This is a genomic window from Flavilitoribacter nigricans DSM 23189 = NBRC 102662 (assembly GCF_002646595.1).
GTDB classification, from domain to species: domain Bacteria; phylum Bacteroidota; class Bacteroidia; order Chitinophagales; family Saprospiraceae; genus Flavilitoribacter; species Flavilitoribacter nigricans.
In genome coordinates, this window is sequence record NZ_PDUD01000011.1 from 222,797 (window position 1) to 247,370 (window position 24,574).

A 24,574-nucleotide genomic window follows, 5' to 3' on the forward strand; every position below is an offset into this window, starting at 1 on the left:
AACGTACTTCATCCCGTCTTTAATCCACAATGATCTTCTGAGTGGCCACCTCACCGGCGGTGCTCAATCGCAGAATATACATGCCGGTCGGCAGATCACTGACGTTCATCCGGGTGCGGTTGAAGCCGGTATGGATCATCTGCTCCTGACTTTGCAGCAACTTGCCCTCCAGACTCAGCAGGCTCAGAGACAACTGACCGCTGCGCTGGGCTTCAATCGCTACCTGTAGCTCATCTTTGACCGGATTCGGGAATACCCGGACTTCGGCCCCCAATGCCTCGATCTCACTTACTGCCGTAGTCGAACGGGAGTCCACAACCGTACCGCGTTCGTCGGGACGGTCGCAGGCCATACCACCGTTTTCCGAACTGATACAGGCTTCGGTTTCGTAGTTCAACATATCGAGGATCTCAAAATCATCGACGTACCAGCCCTCGTACGGATGCACGGCATTCGGATCTTCACCGTCCGATCCGAAGCGGAAACGCACCTGGATATTCTCCCCCTGGTACGCGCTCAGATCGATATAGGACGGCGTGAATTCCTGAAGGCTACCCCAGAAACCACCGATACCCGGTATGGCGAAAGCGCTGTAGTCGATCTTCCGGCGGTATTTGTGTTTGAAAAATTTATCGTCGAGGAAATCCCAATTCAATCCGCCATCAGTGGAGATCTGCACGATACCGCCATCTTCTACCGGTTCGGTTTCGTATTTGTGGTAAAAACGCAGGACGGGCTGACTGCCGGTAACGGGCAACGGATCGAACAACATGAGGCCCTGGTCATTATCGTTTTTGGAGTCGCGAACAAACCAGGATTGCTCGCCGCTGTTGGCTGCATCCTGGCTGAGGTCCCAGATCTCGGTACCTTCCAGGTTTTGCTGGATCCAGTTGTCTCCAAAACTTTCCATATTGTCGTAAAACAGCTGTTCGGAAGCAAGCTCCGTGCTGGTCGTGATGCTATATTTCAGAGAGAATTCCTGACCGGAAGGAATGTCTCCGGCTTCCCACACAATGGTATTATCCGTGATCGTGAAAGGAAACAGGTCGGAAACAGATGCGGCGTTTACCACGGCGCCGTCGGGAATGATATCGCTGATCATCACACCGGTAGCTACAGCGTCGGTATGATTGGCAATACGCAGGGTATATTCCAGATCTTCTCCGGGATTGATCAGGTCTTTATCTACGGTCTTTACGATCTTCAGTTCCTTGACGCATTGCGGCATTTTCAGGAAGCTTTCGTAATTATCATTCTGGTTGGTAGTGAGTCCCTGCACGGCATCCCAGCCGATACCCCGGCGGGCGAATACCTCCCAGATCATACATTCGTGAGCTCCGTCAAATAAGATGGCGTCCGCAGCAATGATCGCATCGCGGCCATCCACGAAACCCGGATTACAGGCCTGCAGTTTGAGGCCATCCATCATCAGCTGGATCGCTTTATTATTACCACCGGTACCGAAGTACAGGTCATCGTCAAATCCGTAGAGGTCCACCATCTCCCAGTAGAGATCCCAGAGGGTAAGGGTCCAGACTTCGCCCAGACTGTGGGTACCCTGACCGATCACATCGTCGTAAGCAAAGTTGTTGATCTCCATATCCGTAGAGTAGGGAAGGCGGCGGAAACCGACCCCATCGGCGCGACGGTTCCAAACGTAACTGCCCATACCAACGGGAGTTGATCCCTGATCACCTTCCTTGGCAACCAGCACCAGACTGAAGAAATCACTCCAGCCTTCGGCCATGGCTTCATCGTTGAACAGACAATCGACCTGAGAACCGCCTCCCGTCAGACGGGTCGTGATTCCGTGGCCGTATTCGTGGGCGATCAGACCGTTGTCGAGACCGCCGTCCAGATAGGTCGGCCCGGAATTATCGGGCAGTACCAGCCGGATATCCACTCCGGCATTCAGGAACTGGCGGATCAGGCGGCAGTCCGAGCTTTTCAGCATCACCGTGGGAATATTCACGTCCGGCACATCATCCGTATCGCCCATACCGACGACTGATTCTTCGAAGTTGCAGATCACCAGGGCAATCGCGCCGGCCTCTTCCACATTGTAAGTCTTTTCCTTGAAAAAGCAGCTACCGCGGTCTACCAGTGCAATACTACCGGTAACTTCCTCAATATTCACGATGGTGTTACAAGCCAGATTGGGTTGAGTGGAGTTGTCGTATGCTTCCACCACCCGGCCTTCCAGCGGTTCGTTATCAATCGACGGGCCGAAACTGGCCGTGCTGGATTCGTATCCGCCCTCGATGGCATCGGGTGCCAGTACGGTCAGCAGATTGTTGGTGGTTGTGTTCCAGAGGTAAACCTGCATACGTCCGGAAAAACCATCGGGAGGCGTAAAGAAGTTGGCGTTATTGATGTGATCATCGTCTTTGATGTTCCCACCGTCCTGGGCCTGCCCCTCTACCATATCGTCATTTTCACCGCTGCGTCCGTAGGTATTCACCTGAAAATTACCGGATGCTTCATCAAAGCCGTAGTGATAGGCAAAGTCGTGCATGACGTTGAGCATGTAGAACAATTGCGTATTGGCGGCGTCCTGATATTCTTCCGGTTCCAGGCTGAGATCCAGTGGGAAATCGAATACCATGTCCTCACCACCGTCGGTCTCATCCCCTTCGGTTTCGTCTTTATCATCGAGGTCGAGGAATACGTGGGCGTTATTGCCACGAGTAATGGAATACTCCGGTCCTTCCTGGCCATCCGTATCGTGCCAGCCGTACGGGGAAGCGATCGGATCGTGCGGATCCACCAGCAATACCCGCTCTCCTTCCAGCGGATTTTCCAGCGGTAGCGGGAATACATTGTAGGAAGCCGTGCCGGAAGTGGTATTACTTTTCTCCAGCAGCGCCCGTTGCAGCGGCTGGAATTTCGCCGGACCGGCGGCAGGGGTGTAGCTACAGTTCTGGCCGTGCTGGTGTTCTTTTTTACGGGCGGAACAATAAACCGTCCGGTTATTTTTTTCCAGGATCTTGCCCGTCAGCGCGTCTACCCGAATACTCCAGTTATCGGGAGAGTCGATCTGATCGACCAGCAAATTCCAGACGAGGCGAACCTCATCCGTGCCGGCGATCGGCTGAAAAAATAATTTTACCGGAATATCCGAAGCGGAAACGGAGCCGCCGTGGAAGGTGATCTCCCGACTTCCGTTGCGCTCTACTACCCGCAGCGGTTCGGTAATGGCCAGGCTTAGATCGGAAGCGACGCGCCGAACGGCATCGTAGGGCGTCAGGGCCGGTTGTACGGTGTTGATCTTATCGGCCAGGTTCGGTACGAAACGACTGGTAGCGAAACCCAGTTTCCCCGTCGCGGTGACGTGGATACCCAAAATGGCATTGTGGACTTCGATCCCCTGGTAGCGCTGGATAAAATAGAAGTGATTCACTCCATTGTGCTGGGAAACAAACTGGTCGCTGACTACCATATCGCCGATATCCTCACGGCTGAGTTCCCATTGTTCCCTCTTCTGCTCCACAAACCGCATCGCTGCATCCAGGTAAGACTGGCGCTGTGCGTGGAGGGAAGATGCCGTCAAAATGCTGAACAATACCAGAAGCGGAAAAAAACGCAGACTAGAATTAAAATTCATGTTTAAGTTTTTGATTTAGGATGACCTGGATCGGGGCATCACGGAAAATGATAAAGACGCTGAAGGGTGGTTTTTTTTAGGTTGCTTAGGCGATGTTGCATCCGGGATAGCAAATTTATAGAAAAAATTATTTCCAATTTGTCTGTTCGCTACCTTTTGATGAGATTGGAAGCCGGCTCGTGTGGGGGCAGTGATGGGGTATTGTATTATCTTTGCCCGGCAAGTGTAAGATTTTGGGGGCTTGCAGATTTGATGGGCCGAAGGTTAAATGCTTATTTATTTTGCTGGTTTTTGATGGCTAATATGAATGAGACCCGGCGAAAGCAGGAAACAACAGGACCATTGATCCATCAGCAATGGAAAGGACCGTCTCCTTCTTTGGGAATAATCCCTCCAAATTCAAGCTCTCTGAAAACGACTTTCAGTTTATATTCTAAAAAATAAATAGTGGCGAAAACGGCATCCAATAATGTGATCTTCGGTCGGCATCCCGTGGTGGAAGCAGTCCGGTCCGGCGTGAATTTTGACAAACTGATCTTGCAGAAGGGCGTACGCGGCGACTTTGAGAAGGAGATCCGGCAATTGAGCCGTGAGTTTGATATCCCGCTACAGGTGGCCCCAAAGGAGCGTTTGCGGAAATGGACCAGCGCCAATCACCAGGGGATCATCGGTTTACAATCCCTGATCCCTTACCATCGCCTGGAAAATATCCTTCCTTTGGTCTACGAACGTTCCGAAATGCCCCTACTGGTCATTCTGGACGGAGTAACGGATGTGCGCAATCTCGGCGCGATCGCCCGATCGGCGGAATGTGTCGGCGCCCATGCGCTGATCATCCCCCAGAAGGGGAGTGCCCTGATCAACGGGGAAGCGATCAAGACCAGTGCCGGAGCACTCAACCGCATACCGGTTTGCCGGGAATCCAGTCTGGTCAATGTGATCGAGCTGTTACAGCAATCCGGTGTACAGGTGCTGGTCAGTGATCTGCAGGCCGAAAAATATATTTACGATCTGGATATGCGCGGTCCGGTTGCGCTGGTAGTTGGTTCGGAAGATACGGGCATTAGTCAGGGCGTGGCCGACCGGGCGGATGAACGTTTCATCATTCCCCAGGCGGGCAGCACCGATTCTTTCAATGTTTCCGTCGCCGCGGGTATAATGTTGTACGAAGCGCTGCGACAGCGCCTACAGGGGTGAGAGCATGGTTGATTTTCTGGGCTTTTAATTAATATTTTTTCGCTCCAACTTCGCCGGGCACTTCTGAAATCTTACTCCTCGTGTTGTTAAGGAGCTCGAAATGCCATCGTCAGAACCTAATATCCAGCCATTTCCGCCATCAAAAAAAAACTCCCATGGACTGATCTCTCAGCCTGGGAGCCCAACAAAAAACAGCAGGATAAAATTTTTTTAAGGGTTAAGTTCTTACATAGGTCGAACCGGGGCACCCGGAGTCTACCGGTGCCAATACCGAATTACCTACTTGATCTTGAAAACTAATTACCGAAAGCCGCTCCGATACGATGGGTGGCCCTACAGGGCACTGATCCGCCGGATTACCTGAAACAGCCGGGTATATTCATTAACCTCCTCCAGGAACGGATCGTATTCCAGGTGGTTGGCGGAGATCATCTTCAGATGGGTCGTACGCCCTTTGTTGTTGATCACCCGTTGTACGTACTTCACCCAGAGAGAACCATTACTTTTTACGGCATAGATCTTGTTATCCCGTAATTCTCCGACACCGTCGATCTCCCGGCAGATAACGATATCACTATCCTGGATCACGGGTTCCATACTATTCCCTTTGATCGGGAAGGCAACCAAACCGTTGCCGCTCAGGCCGGGAATATTGAAGAAATCGAGATCCTCCCGGGCGAAACTGCCCACATCAACGGCGCTACCGGCAAAAGCCTCGGTAGTGGTGAAAAGAATGTTGGGAGCGGGCATATCGCTTTCTTCGATAATGGGAGGCTCGGGGAGTTCCATTCCGAAAGGTGTGCCTTCTCCGTCGATCAGATAGGATTCATTGACGCCGTATTCCCGACAGATGATGCGGGCCTGACGGTAATCGATACAGCGTTTATCATCTTCATTCAGATAAGCCCGAACGATATGACCATAAGCGCGGTTGCCCAGGATCTTTTTGGCAAAATCTCCGAGGCCCTTGCCGTTGCGATCGTTTTTGATAATGTCGCCGCGATCCTCCAGCAGTTTGAATACCTTTATAAAGCGCCTATTGAGCTGAATCCGGTCCTCTCTGATCATTGTTGTAATTTTATCTTATTTAAACAAAATTCAATCATTTGTTTCGCAATTTAAAACAAATTTATGGGGCAAACAAAATATTTTAAACTTTTTTTTAAATAGTTTTTTAATTCCATCAGGTTTGTTGGAATAGCAGGTTGGGCGTGAAGGATTTAGATCCTGTGATCCCATTTTCGGGAAGGCTCGGTTTGACGAGACGACGCGTTCAGCACTCCAAAACGACTGCCAGCGAGGACCAGAAAAACACCAACGGTAGTGCCGAACATTGAAAATTAATAAAGCTTGTTTTCACCGCGAAGGCCGCGAAGCCGCGAAGTTTTACAATGACTTCTTTCGAGAAAATTTGCTGAAGCAAATTTTTCGATCTTTTGCGACATTAACGGTTACGTACGCAAAGGTTAGTGGATTTGCCGTCGGCAAATTCACTAAAAAGCTTAGCGTCTTTCCGCCTCGCGGTAAATTTCAGTCATTTCTGGTTTTCGACTTTTAACAATCAATGTTACTCACCAGAGTTGGTATATTTTTAAAGCAAAACGTAATTCGGTTTTGCCTTTCAACTACCGTTCCGCAGTGTTATAAACGGCCGGCTTTCAGTTCCTTTACCGCATAATTTGCCGCTCTGGCCGTCAGGGCCATGTACGTCAGGGAAGGATTCTGGGTACCGGTGGAGGTCATGCAGGCGCCGTCCGTCACAAACACATTGGGGCAGGCGTGCAACTGGTTCCAGCGGTTGAGCATGGAGGTAGCGGGATCGTGCCCCATCCGGACCCCGCCCATCTCGTGGATATCGAGCCCCGGCGCCTGCCCGCTATCGCCGGCGTGGATGTCCCGGCATCCCGATTTTTCGAGCATCTGCGTACTTTGTTCCAGAAAATCCTGCAGTAGTTTTTCATCGTTTTCCTGGTAGCCGACCGAAGTGATCAGCCGGGGAACACCCCATTCGTCGGTCTGGTCTTCGCTCAACCGAACGTGATTTTCCGCAATGGGGATCGTTTCGCCCTGCATCATCATGTAGATGCTCCATTCGCCCGGTTCGGAGATCTTCTTTTTGAAATCGGCCCCGATGCGGTGTTCTTTTTCGGGGCGACTCCAGGTTTTGCGGGTGGCCGTGTAGAAACACATATAGCCCCGCATGAAATCCATTTCCTGTCGCTGCACATTGCGGAAATTGGGCATCATGATGGCGGTGGGCCTGCGGCCGTAGTAATAGGAATCCGGCAGACCGTCCCAACTAGCCGTAACGGAACCCCGATAATTGTGGAAGGCTATGTATTTGCCCAGGATTCCGTGATCATTCCCCAGTCCCTGCGGGAAGCGATCGGAAGTGGAATTGAGCAGGATCAGATTGGTATTCAGACAGGAGGCATTGACGAAGATGACGCGGGCGAAATACTCCGTCGTTTCGTGGGTCAGACGGTGTACGACCCGCACCCCGTTTGCCCGTCCTGAGTCTTCATCGTAAATGATGGAATGGACCACCGAGTCGGGCTGCACGGTTAAATTACCCGTTTTTTGAGCCCAGGGCAGGGTAGAGGAATTGGAACTGAAATAAGCTCCGAACGGACAACCCCGGTAGCAAAGATTCCGGGCCTGGCACTGGCCGCGACCCTGCTGACTGTGGATTTCCCGGGGCTGCGTCAGGTGGGCGCAGCGGCCGATGACCGCCCGCCTATCCGGATAGTGCTCCTGGATGCGCTGCTGCAATTCTTTTTCCACATCATTCATTTCCCAGGCCGGCAGGAACTCGCCGTCCGGCAGGGCATCCAGCCCGTCTTTATTACCGCTGATGCCGACAAAATTTTCCACATGGCTGTACCAGGGAGCGATGTCAGGGTAGCGGATCGGCCAGTCTACGGCATAACCGTCCCGGGCGGGTCCGGCAAAATCGTATTCACTCCAGCGCTGGGTTTGCCGCGCCCAGATCAGGGACTTTCCGCCTACCTGATAGCCACGGATCCAGTCAAAGGGTTTTTCCTGAATGTAGGGATGTTCCTGATCCCTGACGAAAAAATGCTCGGTATCTTCCCGGTAGGCATAGCAGCGGGAGGTTACGGGACTTTCTTCCCGCATCTGGCGGGTGAGCTGGTTACGGTGTTCGAAATCCCAGGGATTATAGAGGGCAGTGGGGTAGTCTTCGACGTGTTTGACGTCCCGTCCCCGTTCCAGCACTAGGGTTTTCACACCCTGCTCGCAGAGTTCTTTGGCGGCCCAGCCTCCACTGATACCGGAGCCGATAACGATAGCGTCGAAAGTATGATCATTCTGTTGGGTCATGGATCAATGTTTTGGTGCCGACTCCGGGCCGGCGTAAGTCAAAGTGCCCAGGCTTTATCGCCGGCTTCGTAGGGAATGGAACCATCATATTTTCCCGGTACGGGAACGTATCGCAACGCCTGGGTAGCACCGGCTTCGGAGGTGAAATACCCCAGCAGGGTCAGGCCTTTCAGCAGTGAAAAATAATGAGGACCGCCGGCGGGTTGCTGTTCTTCGGCCTCCATATCCAGCTTTACCAGCAGTTCGTGACGTTGATCGGGAGATAATGCTAAAAATGATCTTCCGCCCGCTTCCCGGCTCCGCTGATCCAGTATAGCCAATCCGCTGCGCAAAACCTCCTGTGCACTTACCTCCAGACAGTCGCCTACGTAGCGATCCATAAACGGACCAATGCCGGCCGCTTTGGCTCCCGGTGAATCCGGCGTGTCCGGCAGAATGGTATCCGCTACCTCTTCGACTACCTGAAGTTCATCCGGCGTAAAAAAAATGAGTTGATCCGGCGTGGCCGCCTCTTTACAAGCGGTTAGCCAGGTGGGAAGGCCGGCCATCGTCCCTCCGGCAATGGCCATCAACAAACCTGTGGCGTCTCTTCGGTTCATAGCGGTACAGATTTTAATAAATTGTCTTTACTCCCGGAGAAGGACAACGTTCATCCGGGCGCAGGTCGAAAAATACAAAACTTCCGCTTAGCTCCACGCCGAATTCAAATCCATCAACTCTTTTTGTATCTTTCCCAACAGCAGTATCCATTAAAAATTTCCGGTATGATCTTATCCATGAAAGTAAGCAGACGATCTGCTTGCCAATCCCTTATTTGCGGAGTCATTTTGCTGATTTTTGGCTGTCTGACGCCCTCTGTCTTAAGCGGCCAGTCTGCGGATGAACTGGCCAAACAGGTCCAGATACGCCGCACCCAGTACGGCGTGCCGCACATTCTGGCACCGAGTCTGCGGGGTGCCGCGTTTGGCCTGGCTTACTGTGAGCTGGAAGATTACGGAGAGCGGGTGATCCGCCCACTGGTCTCCGCCCGGGGTGATCTGGCCGTACTGGACGGTTATGCGGCCATCGAAAGTGATCTCATCAATCAGCAGGGTTACGAAAGGGCCGCGGCCACTTATCATCTGCTCGACCACGAAACCCGGGAGATGATGGAAGGTTTTGCCCAGGGAATCAACTTTTACCTGCGGCAATATCCCGATGCCTTCCCGGTTTACAAAGACTGGACTTTTACCGGGTACGATGTAGCGGCTCTGACCACGGGCGTGGTCACGGAGGCGAACGGCCGTCGCTTTGTGGAACGATTGAAACGGGAAAAAGCCGAACGGGAATTACAGCTCACGGAGGCCGGCTCCAATTCCTGGGCATTTGCCCCCTCCCGTACTGCCTCCGGTAAGGCCATTCTGGTACGCAATCCTCACCTTTCCTGGTCGGCAGGCTATTATGAAGCCCAGCTTACCGTGCCGGGGCAGCTCAACTTTTACGGCGATTTTCGGATCGGAGGGGTATTTGCCATCATTGGTGGTTTTAGCGAATATCTGGGTTGGTCCACCACGAATAACCACCCGGATCTGGACGAGATTTACGCCCTGGAAGCCGATCCTGAACGTGCCGACCACTATCTGATCGATGGCCTTTCCCTGCCACTGGAGAGAAAAATGGTGCGTGCGGAATTTAAGAACGGCCAGGCCCTGGCCTACGAAACCCGGGAATTCCTGTTCACCCCCTACGGCCCCGTTATCCACCGGGAAGACGGAAAGATCTACATCCTGAAAGCAGCCGGAGACGGGGAATACCGGCGCGGGCAGCAATTCACCCGCATGTTGCTGGCCCGCAATCTGGAAGAATGGAAAGCAGCCATGCGGATGCAGGCCATCACCGCTTCCAATTATATGTACGCCGATGCCGAGGGCAATATTTTCTACGTTTGGAACGCCATGACCCCGGAGTTGCCGGTAGCGTCCGGTGGGGATACGGCTGCCGTAGCGGTACAGCGATCCGCCCAGATCTGGAGTAAGATCGTTCCGTTCGATGATCTGCCCCAGCTGCATAATCCCAAAGGAGGTTATCTGCATAATGAAAACGATCCGTTCCATTTTACCAATCTGCAGGAGATCCTGCGGCCGGACCAGTTTCCCGCACATTTTCCCCAACCCCGTCTGCGTCAGCGCAGTCAGCACAGTCTGCAACTGATCGACAACGAGGATAAGCTGAGTCTGGAAGAGGTGGTCAAGCGCAAACACAGCATGCGGATGCTACTGGCCGACCAACTGAAAGACGACCTCATCCGGGCCGTGCGGGCTGCAAAACCGAAACGGGAGATCCGGCAGGCCATCGATCATCTGGAAGCCTGGGACAATAGTGTAGCCGCTGAAAGCCGGGGCGGTGTGCTGTTTGAAAGCTGGTTCGTCAATTACGCCCGGCAGATGAAAGAACGCGAACTCTACGCCACGCCCTGGTCATTCGACGATCCGATGGCCACCCCGCGCGGTCTGGCGGATCCGGCCACGGCTGTCACCGCTTTTGGCGCTGCGGTAGATTCGCTGAAAGCGGCCTACGGACAGTGGGATCTGGCCTGGGGCGATGTGCACCGCCTGCGTCTGGGCGATGTGGACCTGCCGGTTGGCGGCGGCCCCGGTGGTCTGGGATGTTTCCGCGTACTGTGGTTCAACGAGGATAAGGACGGAAAAATGCGCGTGCGGGGCGGCGACGGCTGGCAACTGGCCGTGGAGTTCAGTGATCCACCGCGTGCCTATTCCATACTGGCTTACGGACAGACCAATAACGAAGATTCACCGCACCATACCGAGCAGGCGGAAATGTTTGCCCGAAATCAGATGAAAAAGGTGGCCTATACGGAAGAAGATATCCAAAGTAAGCTGCTGCGGGCGTACCATCCCGGAGAGGAGTAAGCTGCCGGAAGAGCCGTGGGTATTCACGAATATTTCCTCCGGCTCACTGGACTTCCCGCAATCGTTCCAGCACATATTCGCGGCGGTGCCGGGATACGCTCAGCCGCGTACCGTCCCGCAATTTCAGATAGCCGCCTTCCTGTTTGTAATAGGCCGCGATACAACGGATCTGTACGAGGTGAGACTGGTGGATCCGAACGAAACCCGCCGCCGAGAGCAGCTCTTCGTATTCCCGCAGGGTTTTAGCTACCGTAATTTTCCGGTCGGGCAGCAGGATATGGGTGTAGTTGCCGTCTCCCTGGCATCGGATGATGTCCCGGATAAGAATGAATTCAATCTTATCCTTCTGGGGAATAGCGAGGCGTTTTTCTTCCGGTTCGGCCTCCAGGTTGTGGAGCAGTTCTCGCAGGCGGCTGTTTTCTTCGTGTTCCTGTTGCCGGGCTTTAACTTTGCCGATCGCTCCGGTGAGGTCTTCCGCCTGGATGGGTTTCAGCAGGTAATCAATGGCACTGTGGCGAATAGCCTGAATGGCGTAGTGATCGTAGGCGGTAATAAAGATAAGGTGGAAATCGGTGGCCGGTAGTTGGGTGAGCCAGTCAAAAGCGCTGCCATCTTTTAATTCCACATCCAGCAAAGCCAGGTCGAACGACCGGCCGACGGCACAGCGCAAACCATCGGCAACCGAAGTAGCGGTACCCACCACCTCAACGTTGGGGCAGTACTCGGCCAATAAATCCTGCAAGTACGCCAGGTTATTCGCTTCGTCTTCGAGAATGATGGTTTTGAGCATAAGTGAATTTGATGAAATGATTGCTCCGGTAGCTTTCTTAAATCGGCTGAAAAGTAACGCATAATCGCCGAAACCATTTCAGGTATTCCGATCTTTTGCGGCTAAACGTCGATCGGCATGGCGATCTGCACTTCCGTACCCAAGCCCAGATTTTCCTCATCGGTAGGCGAGGGGCTGTAAATGTGGACCTGGGCGGCGTCCCCGTAGACTAATTTCAAGCGTTCGGCATTGAGGGTCAGGCCGATCCCATTGCCCCGATGATTGCCGTTGCGGGATGCTTTCATTCCCTGTCCATTGTCCCGAATACAGATCCAGAGTTGCCGGCTTTGTTCGCGGATATCCACCCAGAGTTTGCCCCGTTCCCGCAGGGGTGCAATACCGTGCAGGACCGCATTCTCCACGTAGGGCTGTAGAAGGAGCGGGGGTACGGAAATAGCCCGGGTGTCCAGTTGGTGGTCGATCTTCAGATCGTAGGTGAAATTGAAACGCAGCGCTTCCAGTTCGCAGTACTGGCCGACTACCTCGAGTTCTTCCTGTAGAGAAATGAAGTTTTCCCGCGTATGGCGCAGAGAGGCCCGCAGCAGGCTGGCCAGTTTCCCGAGATAGGACTGCGCCCGGTCCGATTGTCCCGAACGGATGAGGTGCTGGATGGAATTCATACTATTAAACATGAAGTGGGGATTGAGCTGGGAGCGGATCGTCTGCAACTGGGATTCCACTCGCTGACGCCGGTTCAATTCCCGGAGCCGCAGCCGGCGTTGCCACCAGAGCGTTAGCAGTCCGATGACCAGCCCCCCGCCGAGCAATCCCAATAAGAGCAGCAGGATGTTCTTCCGTTGCTGTTTATCGATCAGGGGCGGCCCGGCTTCCAGTGCCTGAAGCCGCGGCAGCATTTCTTCGGAATAGTGCTCCGCTCCACTCAGCGTGCTGCTTATTTTGCCGCTTCGGTCCATGAGGTAGACCCGTGGATGCCGGTAATCATTAGTCTGTAAAAAAGTAGTCGCTACGGCCGGGCTGTTGATCCGGGCGTGCCAGTGCCGGATATTTTCTCCTCTGGTGATCGGGCTATTTCCCGGCGGGCCCAAATGGAGAAATACGAATTGTACTCCGGGAACGAGACCGGGAGTTTTTTCCATCACCAGGGTTTTATCCCAATAATTATAGCCGCGAACGATCACGATTACCGACGGTTGGCCGTGCAGGTCGTACAGCGATACCGGCTGTCCGTCTTCGTCGTAAAGAGAAAGGTCGGGAAACATCGTTCCGGGTTTCTGGATGTCCTGCATTTTTTGAAAATGCTCCTGCAGTCGCCGGGTCAGTTTTCCTTCGGTGAAGATCGTTTGAAAATGTTGGAACAGGTGCTCCACCTGAGCGGGTTTGCTGCTTTGGTCCATCAATGACTTCAGGTTGTCAAAAGCGGTCTGGTAGAGCGGCCCGCCCGAATAGGTCAGCAGGGAAAAGTAATAAATGGGTTCGGAGGAACGGTAAATGAGGTTACCCATATTATTGCTCATGGAATCGAACATTTTACGTTGCAAATGGAGGTGTTGCAGCGCCCGGTAGCCCGGTAGTGAGCGTCCGTAACCATCATACATGATTTGATCATCGACGTATTCCTGATAATGCGGCGGTACCGGTTGGGGCGCTTCGGAACGGAATTGGAAAATATAGTGGAAAGAAAGGTTCAGATTGAGCGTTCCGGTCCGGAGAAAATCGATCTGCCGTTGTTGGAGAGCCACGAAATCGGGGGATAGTTGGTCCGCCAGTTCCGTGAGTTCCGCCTTGGCTTGTTTCGATTCTGCGAGGCGGTCCTGCCAGAATTGTTCCAGATCCGCTTCGTAGGGGCTATCCGGCTCGTTGGATTCCATCAGATCGAGATAGCGCGGATAGGTCTCAAAAAATCGGGTGAGATAATGGCATTCCTCCCGGGTGTTTCCGCTGATCTGCCATTGATCCTTATTCAGGAGATGGAGATCTAGATCATTGCCGGGTTGCAGGTAGCCCCATAGCGTCGTTCCATAGAGATCAGTCAGTTGGAAAAAGGTCGCTTCGCGGATGGTATCCTGCCATTCGAAGTTACCCTGCTCATCCACCCGTACCAGGTATTCGGCGTCTTCTCCCTGAAAATAGGGCGTTGTACGTAATAAAAAGGAACCGTTCTTGTGGGAAGGAGCCGAACCTTGGATCCGAGTGGTTATCTTACTGGCATCCATCCGGCCCTGCACCAAGGTATGAATGTCAAAGAAATAGTCCGGTCGTTTTACATCCTTCTTTAGCAGTTCGTGCTGCTCCATGTACCGGATCCAGTTGGTTTCCGGATCGATATACAGGTCCCGCTGATCGTTAGCGCGGATGTGCCAGAGCCCGGCCTGTTTTTTTACCAGGGTCAGACGCGTGCCGTCGGGCGCTACCCAGGAAGTACCCGGCTCCACCGTTTTGGGGTGCAGATAGGACAAAAAGTGGGTGAATTTTTCGGTCAATTCGGGCATCACTACCCGCGTCTCCAACTGGTACCCGTCCGGTACGGCGTATCCCGTCCGGATGCTGTCCGGATTTTCCTGCCCGATCACCTGTCCGTAAAAGTCCATTTCAAAACGGACGGTATCTCCCTGGGGAGTCCGGTTCATGCGTTTGCCGATATTGTAGTTGCCGACCCGGATGCTTTTCCCGTCCGTGGAATTGTAGGCATAAATGTGCAGCCGGACCAGTTCCACGGAGTATCGGTCATCGGAACGGTCGAGTACTTCGAGCTGGTACTTTAAGGCCTGTTTGTAAAGCGTGGGAAAGCGGTAACTATTTTTTTGCGAAGGTGGCTGTTTGGGGTCGGGATAATAATCGCGTTGAAGATCGACCTCTATTTCGTAAGTCTGTCCCGGTTCGAGTTGAAGTTTAAACGTAGTGCCTGCCGACTGGCCGGTAAGCTGAGTTAACAGGGAGAGCGAGCAGAATAATAAAAGGATAATTCTCATGAGCGCCAGGATTTGGTCATTTGCTGTAATTTATCGCATTTGACCTACCCGCGCAAGCCCGGTTGACAGCCTGGTAGGCGTCATTTATTAACTGGTAAGCTATCCGTTGGAACAGTGGAGGCGATCAATTGTCCACCTCCACCGTTCCATCCTTACCGGATCAACTGGGCGACCGTACGATCGAGTTCTTCCACCGTATTGTAATAATGCGGTGAGAGTCGCAGGGCCCATTCAACACCTTTCTCATCAAAATCGATCAGCGCCGATCCACGGAAAACCAAAGAGCTGTTGATCCCCGCCTCTCGCAGGCGCGATTTGATCATCCCCGGTTTTTTGCCGGGAATATGGACAGTGACGATGCCACCGAGGTGTTCGCCCCGGTCCAGTACCCGGATCTGATCGTAGGGTGCGAATCTGTCCCGCAGATACGCGGCATTGTTCTTTACCTGCCGGGCGATATTGTCCATCCCGACCTTCAGTGCGTATTCCACAGCTGCTTTAGCTCCGAGCACCAGGGCGTAGGCCCGTTCCCAGTTCTCAAATCGTTTGGCGCTGTCCACCAGTTCGTAGCGGTCGGCATCCGGCCAGGTGGCGCTGTGCAGATCGAGAAACAGTGGGGCCATCGCCCGCTCCAACACCCGGTCGGAAACGTAGAGAAAACCGGCTCCCCGCGGCCCCCGCAGAAACTTGCGGAAGGTCGCCGTCAGATAATCACATTGGATCTCCTGTACGTCGAGCGGCAGCTGCCCTGCCGACTGGCAGGCATCCACCAGGTAAAGGCAGTCGTACTGCCGGCAGAGCGCTCCGATCTCCGCCACGGGCTGGATCAGTCCGGAATTGGTCGGGATATGCGTGACGGCAACCAGGCGCGGCCGGTGCGCTTTGATCAGATCCTCCACGGAAGACGGATCGACCCCACCGGCGGGCAGGTCCGCCGCCCGCACCAGCTGGACGCCGAAGCGATCCTGCAATTGCAGAAAAGCGATCTGGTTGGAAACGTAGTCGTTGTTGGTCGTGAGGATCACGTCTCCCCGTTCAAAAGGGATGGAAGACAAAGCGCGATTGTAGGAATCCGTAGCACTGGCCGTAAAGGCAATATTGTGGGCTTCAGTGTTCAGCAGGCGGGCTACTGCGGGATAAAATTCCTCAATTTCCTTGCGGGCCATGGCCGCCGCTTCGTAGCCGCCGTTGAGCAGTTCGAGTTCCAGATGATCGCGCATGGCTTCGATCACCGGTTTGGGCATGAGGGCTGCGCCGGCGTTGTTGAGATGGATAAAATTGGCTATCCCGGGAGTGTCTACCCGGAATTGCTGGATGTTCATATTGACCATAAGGTTAATAATTTCGGGGAATTGAATATGGATTGTGGGTTATTGAAAGTACTGACGTAAACTGGTTGGAGCCGGACTGTCTTTGAAACGTCAGCGTCAAATCACTTCGCGTCAAGTATAGAAGGTTTACTTAACAAAACATTTCAGCGGTAATTGGTTCGAAGACAGGTGGGATTTCTGCCGTATCCCCCGGATCGGCGACAAAATAGAGCAGGTAATAACGGTCAGCGTGGGAGAGGAGCCGACTGTCTGTCGGGTCAATCCAGCCCCTTGAGGAAAGGTACAAAGCGAAAGGTATTGAATTTTTCCGTCTGGAAATCATCCGCTCCCTTGCGGGTAATGCGGTACATGGTCTGTACTTTTTTCCCGACAGGGATCACGAGCATGCCGCCGACTTCGAGCTGATCCAGCAGGGCCTGCGGCACTTCCGCCGCTCCGGCCGTAACCAGTATTTTAGCGTAGGGAGCAAATTCCGGGAGCCCGTTGAACCCATCCCGGTGAAAACAGCGGATATTTCCCAGCTTGAGGTGGCGCAGCAGTTTTTTGGCATTTTCGTGCAGTTGGGCGTGGCGCTCTACCGTAAATACCCGGGCGCCCATGATGGCCAGAATAGCGGCCTGATAACCCGAACCGGTACCGATCTCCAGGATCTTTTCGCGTTTTTTTACTTCCAGCAACTCGGTTTGGTAAGCTACGGTGAAGGGCTGGGAGATCGTCTGGCCCTTCCCGATCTGGAAGGGTTTGTCGGTATAGGCCCATTCCGCGAAAGCGTCGTCCAGAAAGAAATGCCGGGGCAGTACTTCCATGGCCGATAATACCCGTTCATCCTGTATCCCTTTCCGGCGCAATGATTCTACCAACTTTCGCCGTAACCCCTTATGTTTATAGCTGTCTTCCACTACAACGAGTATTAATTTATTCCTAGTTGCGATACCTGCATTGTCGAGCGTAGATGGTAGAGCGTAGAGAGACTGCAAGCGTTAAAATGAGTGATTTTGCTCCATTTTAACGATAGGTAATCCCTCTACCCGCTACTCTAAACCCTCTACCTATTTTACATCACAACTTAGATTAATTTGATTTTAATCCGTACGGTCCTTTGAATAAGTAAGATCGCCCAATATTACTATTTTTGCTCAGAAGCCCTCGGGAATTTTTCAACTTAATGCTAACACATGGTGGATTCGGGGTGTTTGGGGAATGGGAGTGTGGGGAGATGAGGAGAAGGGGTGAGTGGGAGAGGGGGTGATGGGGTCCAATGCAGTCCTTGCAAAAAAAATATCGTTGTTTTAGCGGTATGAGCAATAAACCAGTTCATGTTCTAACACTAAAAACCAATAGAAGCAATTCGAATGACAAAAATTAAATTTGGAACCGACGGTTGGCGAGCCATCATCGCCAGGGATTACACGGTTGACAATGTAAAACGCGTGGCGGAAGCGACGGCTATCTGGCTGAAAAATCAGTCGGCCACCCAGGTGGTGATCGGTCATGACTGCCGTTTCGGTGGTGAAATGTTTGCGGAAACTGCGACGGGCATTATGGGAGCGTACGGACTGAAGGTCTTTCTGGCCAAGGGGTTTGTTTCTACGCCCATGGTATCGCTGGGCGTGGTGAAAACCGGATCGGATCTGGGGATCGTGATCACGGCGAGTCACAATCCTCCGTCTTATAACGGATTTAAACTCAAATCCCGGCTCGGCGGTCCGACAATCCCTTCCGATGTGGCGGCGGTTGAAGCTGAGATCCCGGAGGTGTGCAGTGTGGAGCCGATGGACCTGGAAACAATGGAAGCAAAGGGTTTGCTGGAATACACCGATCTGGAAAATATCTACATCGAGCACATCAAGGATAGTTTTGATATGGATGCGATCCGTTCGTATGGTAACCGGATCGCCTACGATGCGATGTACGGAGCCGGCATGAATGCCATGCGGGCCCTGCTGCCGGATGCGAATTTCCTGCACGCGGAATACAATCCGTCCTTCATGGGCCAGGCGCCGGAACCCATCCACCGGAACCTGACGGAACTGTCGGAATTCATTGCCAAGCACGATCACATTGCCCTGGGGATCGCCAATGACGGGGATGCCGACCGGATCGGGATGTACGATAGCAGCGGGAATTTTGTGGATTCCCACCATATCCTATTACTGTTGCTGTTGTACCAGCGGAAATACCGCAACATGGACGGCAAGGTGGTGATCACCTTTTCCGTGACCGAAAAAATGAAAAAGATGGCCCGGCTGTTCGGGCTGCCTGTAGAGGTGACGCCCATCGGGTTTAAATACATCGCCGAGATCATGGCCCGGGAAGATGTGATCGTGGGGGGAGAAGAATCCGGTGGCCTCGCGGTCAAGGGGCATATCCCCGAGCGCGACGGGATCTACATTGCCTTTATCATTCTCGAATTTATGGCCAAAACCGGAAAATCCATTGAGGAACTGATCCAGGAAGTTTACGATATGGTGGGCCCCTTTGCTTACGACCGGGATGATGTCCACGTTGCTGAAGAACGCAAGCAGGAGATCATCAAAGTCTGCAAGACGGAGCCCTATAAGAAATTCGGTTCCTACAAGGTGGATAGCGTGGAAACCATCGACGGATTTAAGTTTATCATCGGAGACGATCGTTGGTTACTGATCCGTCCGTCGGGAACGGAACCGGTGTTGCGGGTATACGCTCAGGCACCTGATCTGGCGGAAACCCGGCAGCTCCTGGATGCCGCCCGGGCCGAACTGGGTATTTAAAAATGCCCCTGCCTGTATATTGCCGGATAGCAGTCTGCTCGTCGAAATCCCGGAAAAGATGACCACTCCGGCCGGCATCCGACTGCTATCCTAAATCATAACATCATTACCTCCGCTATGAGAAGTTTAAATTATTGCCTTTTCGCCTTATTGTTAAGCCTGACTTACGCCTGTGGCAGCGGTGAAACCACCGCCGATGATCCGGAGACTATGGACGCAGATCCTTCCGCTACAATTTCGGTGCAGGATCGGGATTCCCTCCGGGACCTCTACCACGAGTTGATGGCCGCCATGGATGATACCCTGCCGCTAAATCTGATCCGGGAAGCGGGTAAGCTTTATCCGGTGGACGAAGCGCCGAAGGATACGGCTTTTTTCATCTTCCGGCAGCAGTTGATCGATGCCATCGACCGGCGGGACGTATTTGCGCTGATGGATGTGATCCATCCCGATATCAAAGTGAGCTTTGGCGGCGAAGGCGGTGTTGCCGACTTTGTGAGTACCTGGGAACTGGAAACTCCGGATAAAGCTCAGAACTCCCGGGTATGGAGCATCCTGAAACGGGTACTCGTAAACGGAGGGATCTTCGAAAACGGCGGAAAAACCTTCATTGCACCCTATATCTATGCCGTCTGGCCGGACGCTCACGATGCCTTTGAGCACGTGGCGATCACCGGATCGGGGGTCCGTCTGCGGTCGGCACCCAACCTGCAGAGTCAAACCCTCACCATGGTTTCTTACGATGTGGTGAAACGACTGGAAACGACTCCGAAGGAAGAAACCATCGGTGGGGAAACTCACCCCTGGGAGAAGGTCCAGTTGCTGGGTGAGGAGGGCAAAGAAGGATACATTTACGGAAAATATATTGCCTCTTCCATCGATTACCGGGCGGCTTTCGAGCGGCAGCCCGACGGGAAGTGGCTGATGAACTTTCTGGTTGCCGGCGACTGATCATTACAGGATCCGATCCAGATCTGCCGCAATATCCTGCTGCAGCCGGGCCCGCAGGCGGGCGGTCATCTCCGGAAATTCGGCGGCCTCGTAGGTATGGCGAATGCTGCCTTCGGACAAGTGGCTGATCCGGTCGCAATTGCGGGTCAGCGTTTCCAGGATGTGGGAAGCGATCAGGATGGTCTTGTTCTTTTTGCCGAGTTCCTGAATGATGATCGATAGCTTTTCACTGCTTTCCAGATCCAATCCGTTAAAGGGTTCATCCAGTATCAGGATGGGCCGGCCCTGCGCCAGCGCTCCCAAAAAAGCCAGTTGCTTTTTCATGCCCGTGGAATAGGTGTCGACCAGTTGGTCGAGCGGAAGTTTGAAGATACTGTTCCAGTCCGCAATGGAGAAGTCGGTACCGGCCGAACGGCACAATTGCAGGTATTCCCCACCGGTAATGTAACTGTAGAAATAATTACCCGTTTCGAGGAAAGCGATCTGCTGATAATTCAGCGGAAGCCCCTGCCAGGTGATGTGGCCGGAATCCGGCTGAAAGGTGCCGTAGATACATTTGAAAAGACTGGTTTTACCCGCTCCGTTGGTACCGAGTATGCCGTGGATGCTCCCGGACTGTACCCGGAGATCCAGCTGGGATAAAACAAGCGGTTCAGCGTAGGAAAAGTTTAGGTCTTTAATTTCCAGCATGATCAAAAAAGTATTGTAAGCGACGCCGGGCTTTCCGGTGCAGAATAAAGAGGGCAAATAAACTCAGGGGAGCCAGGAAGGGAATGATCAACGTCAGCGATAACAAAGACACGGGCGTCTGACTGTTGGACGACCGCCGCCCCGGCAAATAGGCACTGTATTTGTAAAAGATGGCACATCCCAATAGGATACCGGCATTTGCGAGAATAAAGAGCAGCAAATACCAGTATTGAAAATGGAAGATCAGGAACAGTGTGATCTGCGGCAAAAGCAACAAGCAAAATAAACGATAGTGTTCCCACCATTTCTTCAGCAGGAAACGCGAGCGCAGCGCACTTTCCAGCATCATTCGACTTTCCAGTTCATCGTAGAAGCCCAAGGCGATCAATAAAATAAAACTGATGCTTAAAAGCGGACCCGGGATGTAGCCGGAAAGCAGAATACCCGCCAGGTAGATCGGTACCAAAATCAACCACTGCTTCCGGACTCCACTGAGCCATTCAAACTGTTTGCTCGGTAGAAAAGTCAGTTGGAAGGTCCGTCCGTTGTCTTTGGATTTGCGGGCGGGCAGGAAAGCGATCAAGGCAACGGCTGTATGACTCCAGAGCAGGATCTCCGCTGAACCGCTGAGCCAGGCTACCGGAATACTCATCGGTAGTAAGGCCAGCTGATATTCCATGCCGACAATCAAGGGAACCGACCGGTGACATTTTCGCAAAAAAGCAAGGTCTTTTCTTTGAATGTGCAGGGCCAGGAACATTACGCCCAGTAGCAATGACGCTTGCCAGGCTGCAAGACCCGCCAGTTTATCCCAGATCACAAAAAGAAAAATACCCGCCATGGGGAGGGCAACTACCAGCATCCAGCCAACGCCCCGCAGGGCACGGGCGGCCTGTTTGAGCCGTATCTGTAAAAGCAAAAGCAGGAAAGCTGGCATAATAGTTTGGTTCGGTGCGTATTCGCCGCGCTAAAATGGGATGCCACCGCTATCGGGTAAAAATTAAATGCCAAAATTCGAAATTATACCGATGAATTTCCCAGTTCCAGCGCCCCCAGGGCTTTAAATTCCCGGAACCATCGCTGCAGACTTTCGTGGTAGTGATGCTTCCAGTAGCCGGCACCGTTGTAGAATTTGGCAACGGCGTGAAAATCTTCGTCTTTGGGGTTGCTCTTGGCGAATACCGGGCGAAGTGAAGAACGGGCCCGGGAGAGAAAACGGGCAACATTATAGACCTGCTTCTCCAGCGGACTGAAGAACATGCCTTTGGCGGATCCCTCATCGATCAGGAGGTAATTGAAACCCATCACCTGACCAAGTCCGAAACTCATGGAGCGATAACGCAGTTCGCTGAAGTCGAGATCCGGATCATCTTTTACCCGGGAAGAAAGTATATGTTGCTCAAAGCGGGGCCGCACCACTCCGGCGGTCTCCTGCCGAATGATACTCAGCACCCAGATGGGCAGTACGGTAACCTCCTTGTCTTCCTGTAGTTTCTGGGTAGCCTGTACGGCCAGTTCGCCGTATTTTTCCAGGATCTGTCGGCAGGTCATCAGCTTGCGTCGATGGAGCAGGTTGAGTTGATTCAGGGCTTCGTCAAAATCCCCGCAACTTACTTCCTGCTTATCGATGGCTGCGATGCAGACTTCGAGCATTTTTTCCATAGTCGCAATATCCAGAGTGACGTCGGGAATACCGACGATGCGGGAGCGGGCATTGTTCCAGCTACAGGGGTAGGCAAGGATATCACGTCCGATGGCCGGGTTGAGTCCGTGTTCCAACTGGAATTGGGCTACGGCCCGGTTGGTGCCCCGCCCGAAATCGCCGTCAATGAGAAAGGAGCCGCTGCTGGCGGTGGAATATCCCAGAAAGATCAGCATGCGCTGTACGGCCTTGATGGTATTCTCGCCGGCCGTACGGCGGTTGAGCGTAACGTCTCCGCTGCGCAGTCTTTCCAGGTCTTTTTCCCACTGTTTGGTGCCGTCTTCCGGCAGGGTCAGAATTTGTTGGATGCGTTGGTCGGTAATGTTGGTCAGCATAGATGGGGTTTTTGGGTCTTGGAATATATAACGAGCTAACGGACGCCAACCGAACCGAAAGTGGCCCATAGCCGGTGCCGAAACTATGAATAAAAATAGCAATAAATCGGGAATGGCTATCGCGGAGGGTTGGAGAAGGGTGTCTCCCAACTTGACACTCAGTGAACGGTGCGCTGCACCTACCACCTGGACGATTGGGGATACACCATTTTGTGCAACCTGACGGATTGGGAAAATCCGTCAGGTCCAACTGTATATTTAATGCCTGAATAGCTTCCAGTTATCCTAACCGGATCAGGCAACTACTTTTTTACCCACCAAAGGCTGCAGGAGCCAGGCAAAGAGCATCACCGCCAGACAGCCGATCGGGTTGAGCCACAGGTACTCCAGGTTGATCACTTCCTGTTTGTCCAGTATGAACAGCAGGATCACAACGGCCTCTCCCAGACCGGCAGCCAGAAAGACCGCCCGCCCGCCGATGCTTTTCATGGCAAAGGCCACGGCAAAGATCCCGAGGATCGGCCCGTAGAACAACGACCCGATGATATTTACGGCCTGTATAAGATTCTCAAACAGACTGGCCGTAGTGGCAAAGAACAGGGCTAAAGCTCCCCATAAAAGGGTGAATCCTTTAGAGGCGTTTAGATAGTGATGATCGGACTTATTCTTGACCACGGATCGTCGATAAATATCAATGACCGTAGTGGTGGCCAGGGCGTTGAGTTCCGACGAAGTAGAAGACATCGCCGCCGAGAAAATGACCGCCAGCAGTAGTCCGATCAGACCGTGCGGCAGGTAGTTCATGATGAACGTAATGAATACATAATCCCGGTCCTCGACCTGGGCTTCGGGAGCCTGGTGCAGGATCAGGCTGTCTACCTGACCGCGCAACATCTCTTCCCGTTGCATAAGCACATTCAGTTGTTCTTTAGACGTCTCGATGGTATTGGGGTTTTCCTCCCGGATCCCCATCAGCATTTCCTGCATTTCCGACCGGCGCTCTTCGAACAGCAGGTCGTACTGGGTCTGCAGTTGGGCCAGACTGTCCTCGTATACCGTACCTTCAAAACGTTGTAGGTTGGCATCATTGAAGTGGATCGGCGGCTGCTGGAACTGGAAAAACACGAACACCAGGATACCTACAAAGAGCACCAAAAACTGCATCGGTACTTTAAAAATACCGTTGAACAGCAGCCCCAGGCGACTTTCGGACAGAGACTTTCCTGATAGGTAGCGCTGTACCTGCGACTGGTCCGTACCGAAATAGGAGAGGAATAGAAAAGTACCTCCCAATATACCCGACCAGAAATTGTACCGGCTGGAAGGATCAAAGTCAAAACTGATCACATCGAGCTTACCGGATTTTCCGGCAATACTCAGGGCATCATTGAAACTGATATCCGGTGGTAGCTTGAAAATAACCACCATCGCCGCGATGAACATGCCCGTCAGGATCACGATCATCTGTTGCTTCTGCGTAACGCTCACCGCTTTGGTACCCCCAAATACGGTGTAGAAGATCACGATCAGCCCGATAAAAAAGATGGTATTATTCAGCGGCCAGCCCAGTATGGACGAGAGAATAATGGCCGGCGCGTAGATCGTGATCCCCGCCGCGAGGCCCCGCTGGATCAGGAACAGGATCGCCGTGAGCGTACGGGTACGCAGGTCGAAGCGCCCCTCCAGATACTCGTAGGCCGTATAGATGTTGAGCCGGTAATAAATTGGCAGCACAAAAATACAAAGGATCACCATCGCTATCGGCAGTCCGATGTAGAACTGGGCGAAGTCCATACCACTCTGGTAGGCCTGGCCCGGTGTCGATAAAAAGGTGATAGCGCTGGCCTGAGTGGCCATTACGGATAAACCGATGGTCCACCAGGGGAGATCCTTGTCTCCCATCAAATAACTTTTAACACTGGTAACACTGCGGGTCTTCCAAACGCCATATGCGACAATAGCCGTTAGGGTACCCAGCATGACCGTCCAATCAATGAAATCCAT

The 24,574-nt window shown here is 53.0% G+C and carries 16 protein-coding genes; 4 read left to right on the forward strand and 12 right to left on the reverse strand.

Annotation, left to right across the window (positions count from 1 at the left end; genetic code table 11):
• Nucleotides 1–19: 19 nt before the first annotated feature.
• Entirely contained in the window at nucleotides 20–3,604 is a 3,585-nt protein-coding gene (locus tag CRP01_RS08225) for a M36 family metallopeptidase (RefSeq protein WP_099149538.1), read from the reverse strand.
• Between the two features lie 447 nt (nucleotides 3,605–4,051).
• On the opposite strand from CRP01_RS08225, the gene rlmB reads away from it, so the two are divergent.
• Nucleotides 4,052–4,801 (forward strand): 23S rRNA (guanosine(2251)-2'-O)-methyltransferase RlmB, encoded by a 750-nt coding sequence (rlmB, locus tag CRP01_RS08230; protein WP_233752654.1) that lies wholly within the window; start codon nucleotides 4,052–4,054, stop codon nucleotides 4,799–4,801.
• Nucleotides 4,802–5,134: 333 nt separating this feature from the next.
• On the opposite strand, the gene CRP01_RS08235 is transcribed toward rlmB, so the two are convergent.
• From CRP01_RS08235 to CRP01_RS08250, 3 genes are all read right to left on the reverse strand, one after another.
• Nucleotides 5,135–5,869: a S24 family peptidase gene (locus CRP01_RS08235; protein WP_099149539.1), complete on the reverse strand. Its 735-nt coding sequence runs from the start codon at nucleotides 5,867–5,869 to the stop codon at nucleotides 5,135–5,137.
• 573 nt (nucleotides 5,870–6,442) lie between these two features.
• The gene (locus tag CRP01_RS08245) at nucleotides 6,443–8,143 is read right to left on the reverse strand and encodes a GMC oxidoreductase (protein WP_099149541.1); all 1,701 of its coding nucleotides are present in this window, start codon (nucleotides 8,141–8,143) and stop codon (nucleotides 6,443–6,445) included.
• Between the two features lie 38 nt (nucleotides 8,144–8,181).
• Nucleotides 8,182–8,742: a gluconate 2-dehydrogenase subunit 3 family protein gene (locus CRP01_RS08250; protein WP_099149542.1), complete on the reverse strand. Its 561-nt coding sequence runs from the start codon at nucleotides 8,740–8,742 to the stop codon at nucleotides 8,182–8,184.
• 165 nt (nucleotides 8,743–8,907) lie between these two features.
• On the opposite strand from CRP01_RS08250, the gene CRP01_RS08255 reads away from it, so the two are divergent.
• Nucleotides 8,908–11,052: a penicillin acylase family protein gene (locus tag CRP01_RS08255; protein WP_099149543.1), complete on the forward strand. Its 2,145-nt coding sequence runs from the start codon at nucleotides 8,908–8,910 to the stop codon at nucleotides 11,050–11,052.
• Nucleotides 11,053–11,095: 43 nt separating this feature from the next.
• On the opposite strand, the gene CRP01_RS08260 is transcribed toward CRP01_RS08255, so the two are convergent.
• The 4 genes from CRP01_RS08260 to CRP01_RS08275 form a co-directional block, all read right to left on the reverse strand.
• On the reverse strand, nucleotides 11,096–11,842 hold the full coding sequence (locus CRP01_RS08260) for a LytR/AlgR family response regulator transcription factor (protein ID WP_099149544.1): 747 nt from the start codon (nucleotides 11,840–11,842) through the stop codon (nucleotides 11,096–11,098).
• A 101-nt stretch (nucleotides 11,843–11,943) separates the two neighbouring features.
• Nucleotides 11,944–14,811, reverse strand: coding sequence for a histidine kinase (locus CRP01_RS08265; protein ID WP_099149545.1), 2,868 nt, complete (start codon nucleotides 14,809–14,811; stop codon nucleotides 11,944–11,946).
• Nucleotides 14,812–14,963: 152 nt separating this feature from the next.
• Nucleotides 14,964–16,142 carry an aminotransferase class V-fold PLP-dependent enzyme gene (locus tag CRP01_RS08270; protein ID WP_099149546.1) on the reverse strand — a complete coding sequence of 393 codons (1,179 nt, stop codon included), beginning with the start codon at nucleotides 16,140–16,142 and terminating at the stop codon, nucleotides 14,964–14,966.
• A 257-nt stretch (nucleotides 16,143–16,399) separates the two neighbouring features.
• A complete protein-coding gene (locus CRP01_RS08275; RefSeq protein ID WP_099149547.1) occupies nucleotides 16,400–17,041 on the reverse strand; it encodes a protein-L-isoaspartate(D-aspartate) O-methyltransferase in 642 nt (213 codons plus the stop codon).
• Nucleotides 17,042–17,494: 453 nt separating this feature from the next.
• On the opposite strand from CRP01_RS08275, the gene CRP01_RS08280 reads away from it, so the two are divergent.
• Both CRP01_RS08280 and CRP01_RS08285 read left to right on the forward strand, forming a co-directional pair.
• A complete protein-coding gene (locus tag CRP01_RS08280) occupies nucleotides 17,495–18,892 on the forward strand; it encodes a phosphohexomutase domain-containing protein (RefSeq protein ID WP_099149548.1) in 1,398 nt (465 codons plus the stop codon).
• Nucleotides 18,893–19,009: 117 nt separating this feature from the next.
• On the forward strand, nucleotides 19,010–19,843 hold the full coding sequence (locus CRP01_RS08285) for an SH3 domain-containing protein (RefSeq protein ID WP_143473314.1): 834 nt from the start codon (nucleotides 19,010–19,012) through the stop codon (nucleotides 19,841–19,843).
• Between the two features lie 3 nt (nucleotides 19,844–19,846).
• Here the strand turns inward: CRP01_RS08285 and CRP01_RS08290 are convergent, their stop codons facing one another.
• From CRP01_RS08290 to CRP01_RS08305, 4 genes are all read right to left on the reverse strand, one after another.
• Nucleotides 19,847–20,533 (reverse strand): ATP-binding cassette domain-containing protein, encoded by a 687-nt coding sequence (locus CRP01_RS08290; protein WP_099149550.1) that lies wholly within the window; start codon nucleotides 20,531–20,533, stop codon nucleotides 19,847–19,849.
• Nucleotides 20,520–21,470 (reverse strand): hypothetical protein, encoded by a 951-nt coding sequence (locus tag CRP01_RS08295; RefSeq protein ID WP_099149551.1) that lies wholly within the window; start codon nucleotides 21,468–21,470, stop codon nucleotides 20,520–20,522. The genes CRP01_RS08290 and CRP01_RS08295 overlap by 14 nt, the downstream gene beginning before the upstream one ends.
• Before the next feature lie 83 nt (nucleotides 21,471–21,553).
• The gene (locus CRP01_RS08300; protein ID WP_099149552.1) at nucleotides 21,554–22,570 is read right to left on the reverse strand and encodes an N-acetylmuramidase domain-containing protein; all 1,017 of its coding nucleotides are present in this window, start codon (nucleotides 22,568–22,570) and stop codon (nucleotides 21,554–21,556) included.
• Nucleotides 22,571–22,864: 294 nt separating this feature from the next.
• The gene (locus tag CRP01_RS08305) at nucleotides 22,865–24,574 is read right to left on the reverse strand and encodes a sodium:solute symporter (protein ID WP_099149553.1); all 1,710 of its coding nucleotides are present in this window, start codon (nucleotides 24,572–24,574) and stop codon (nucleotides 22,865–22,867) included.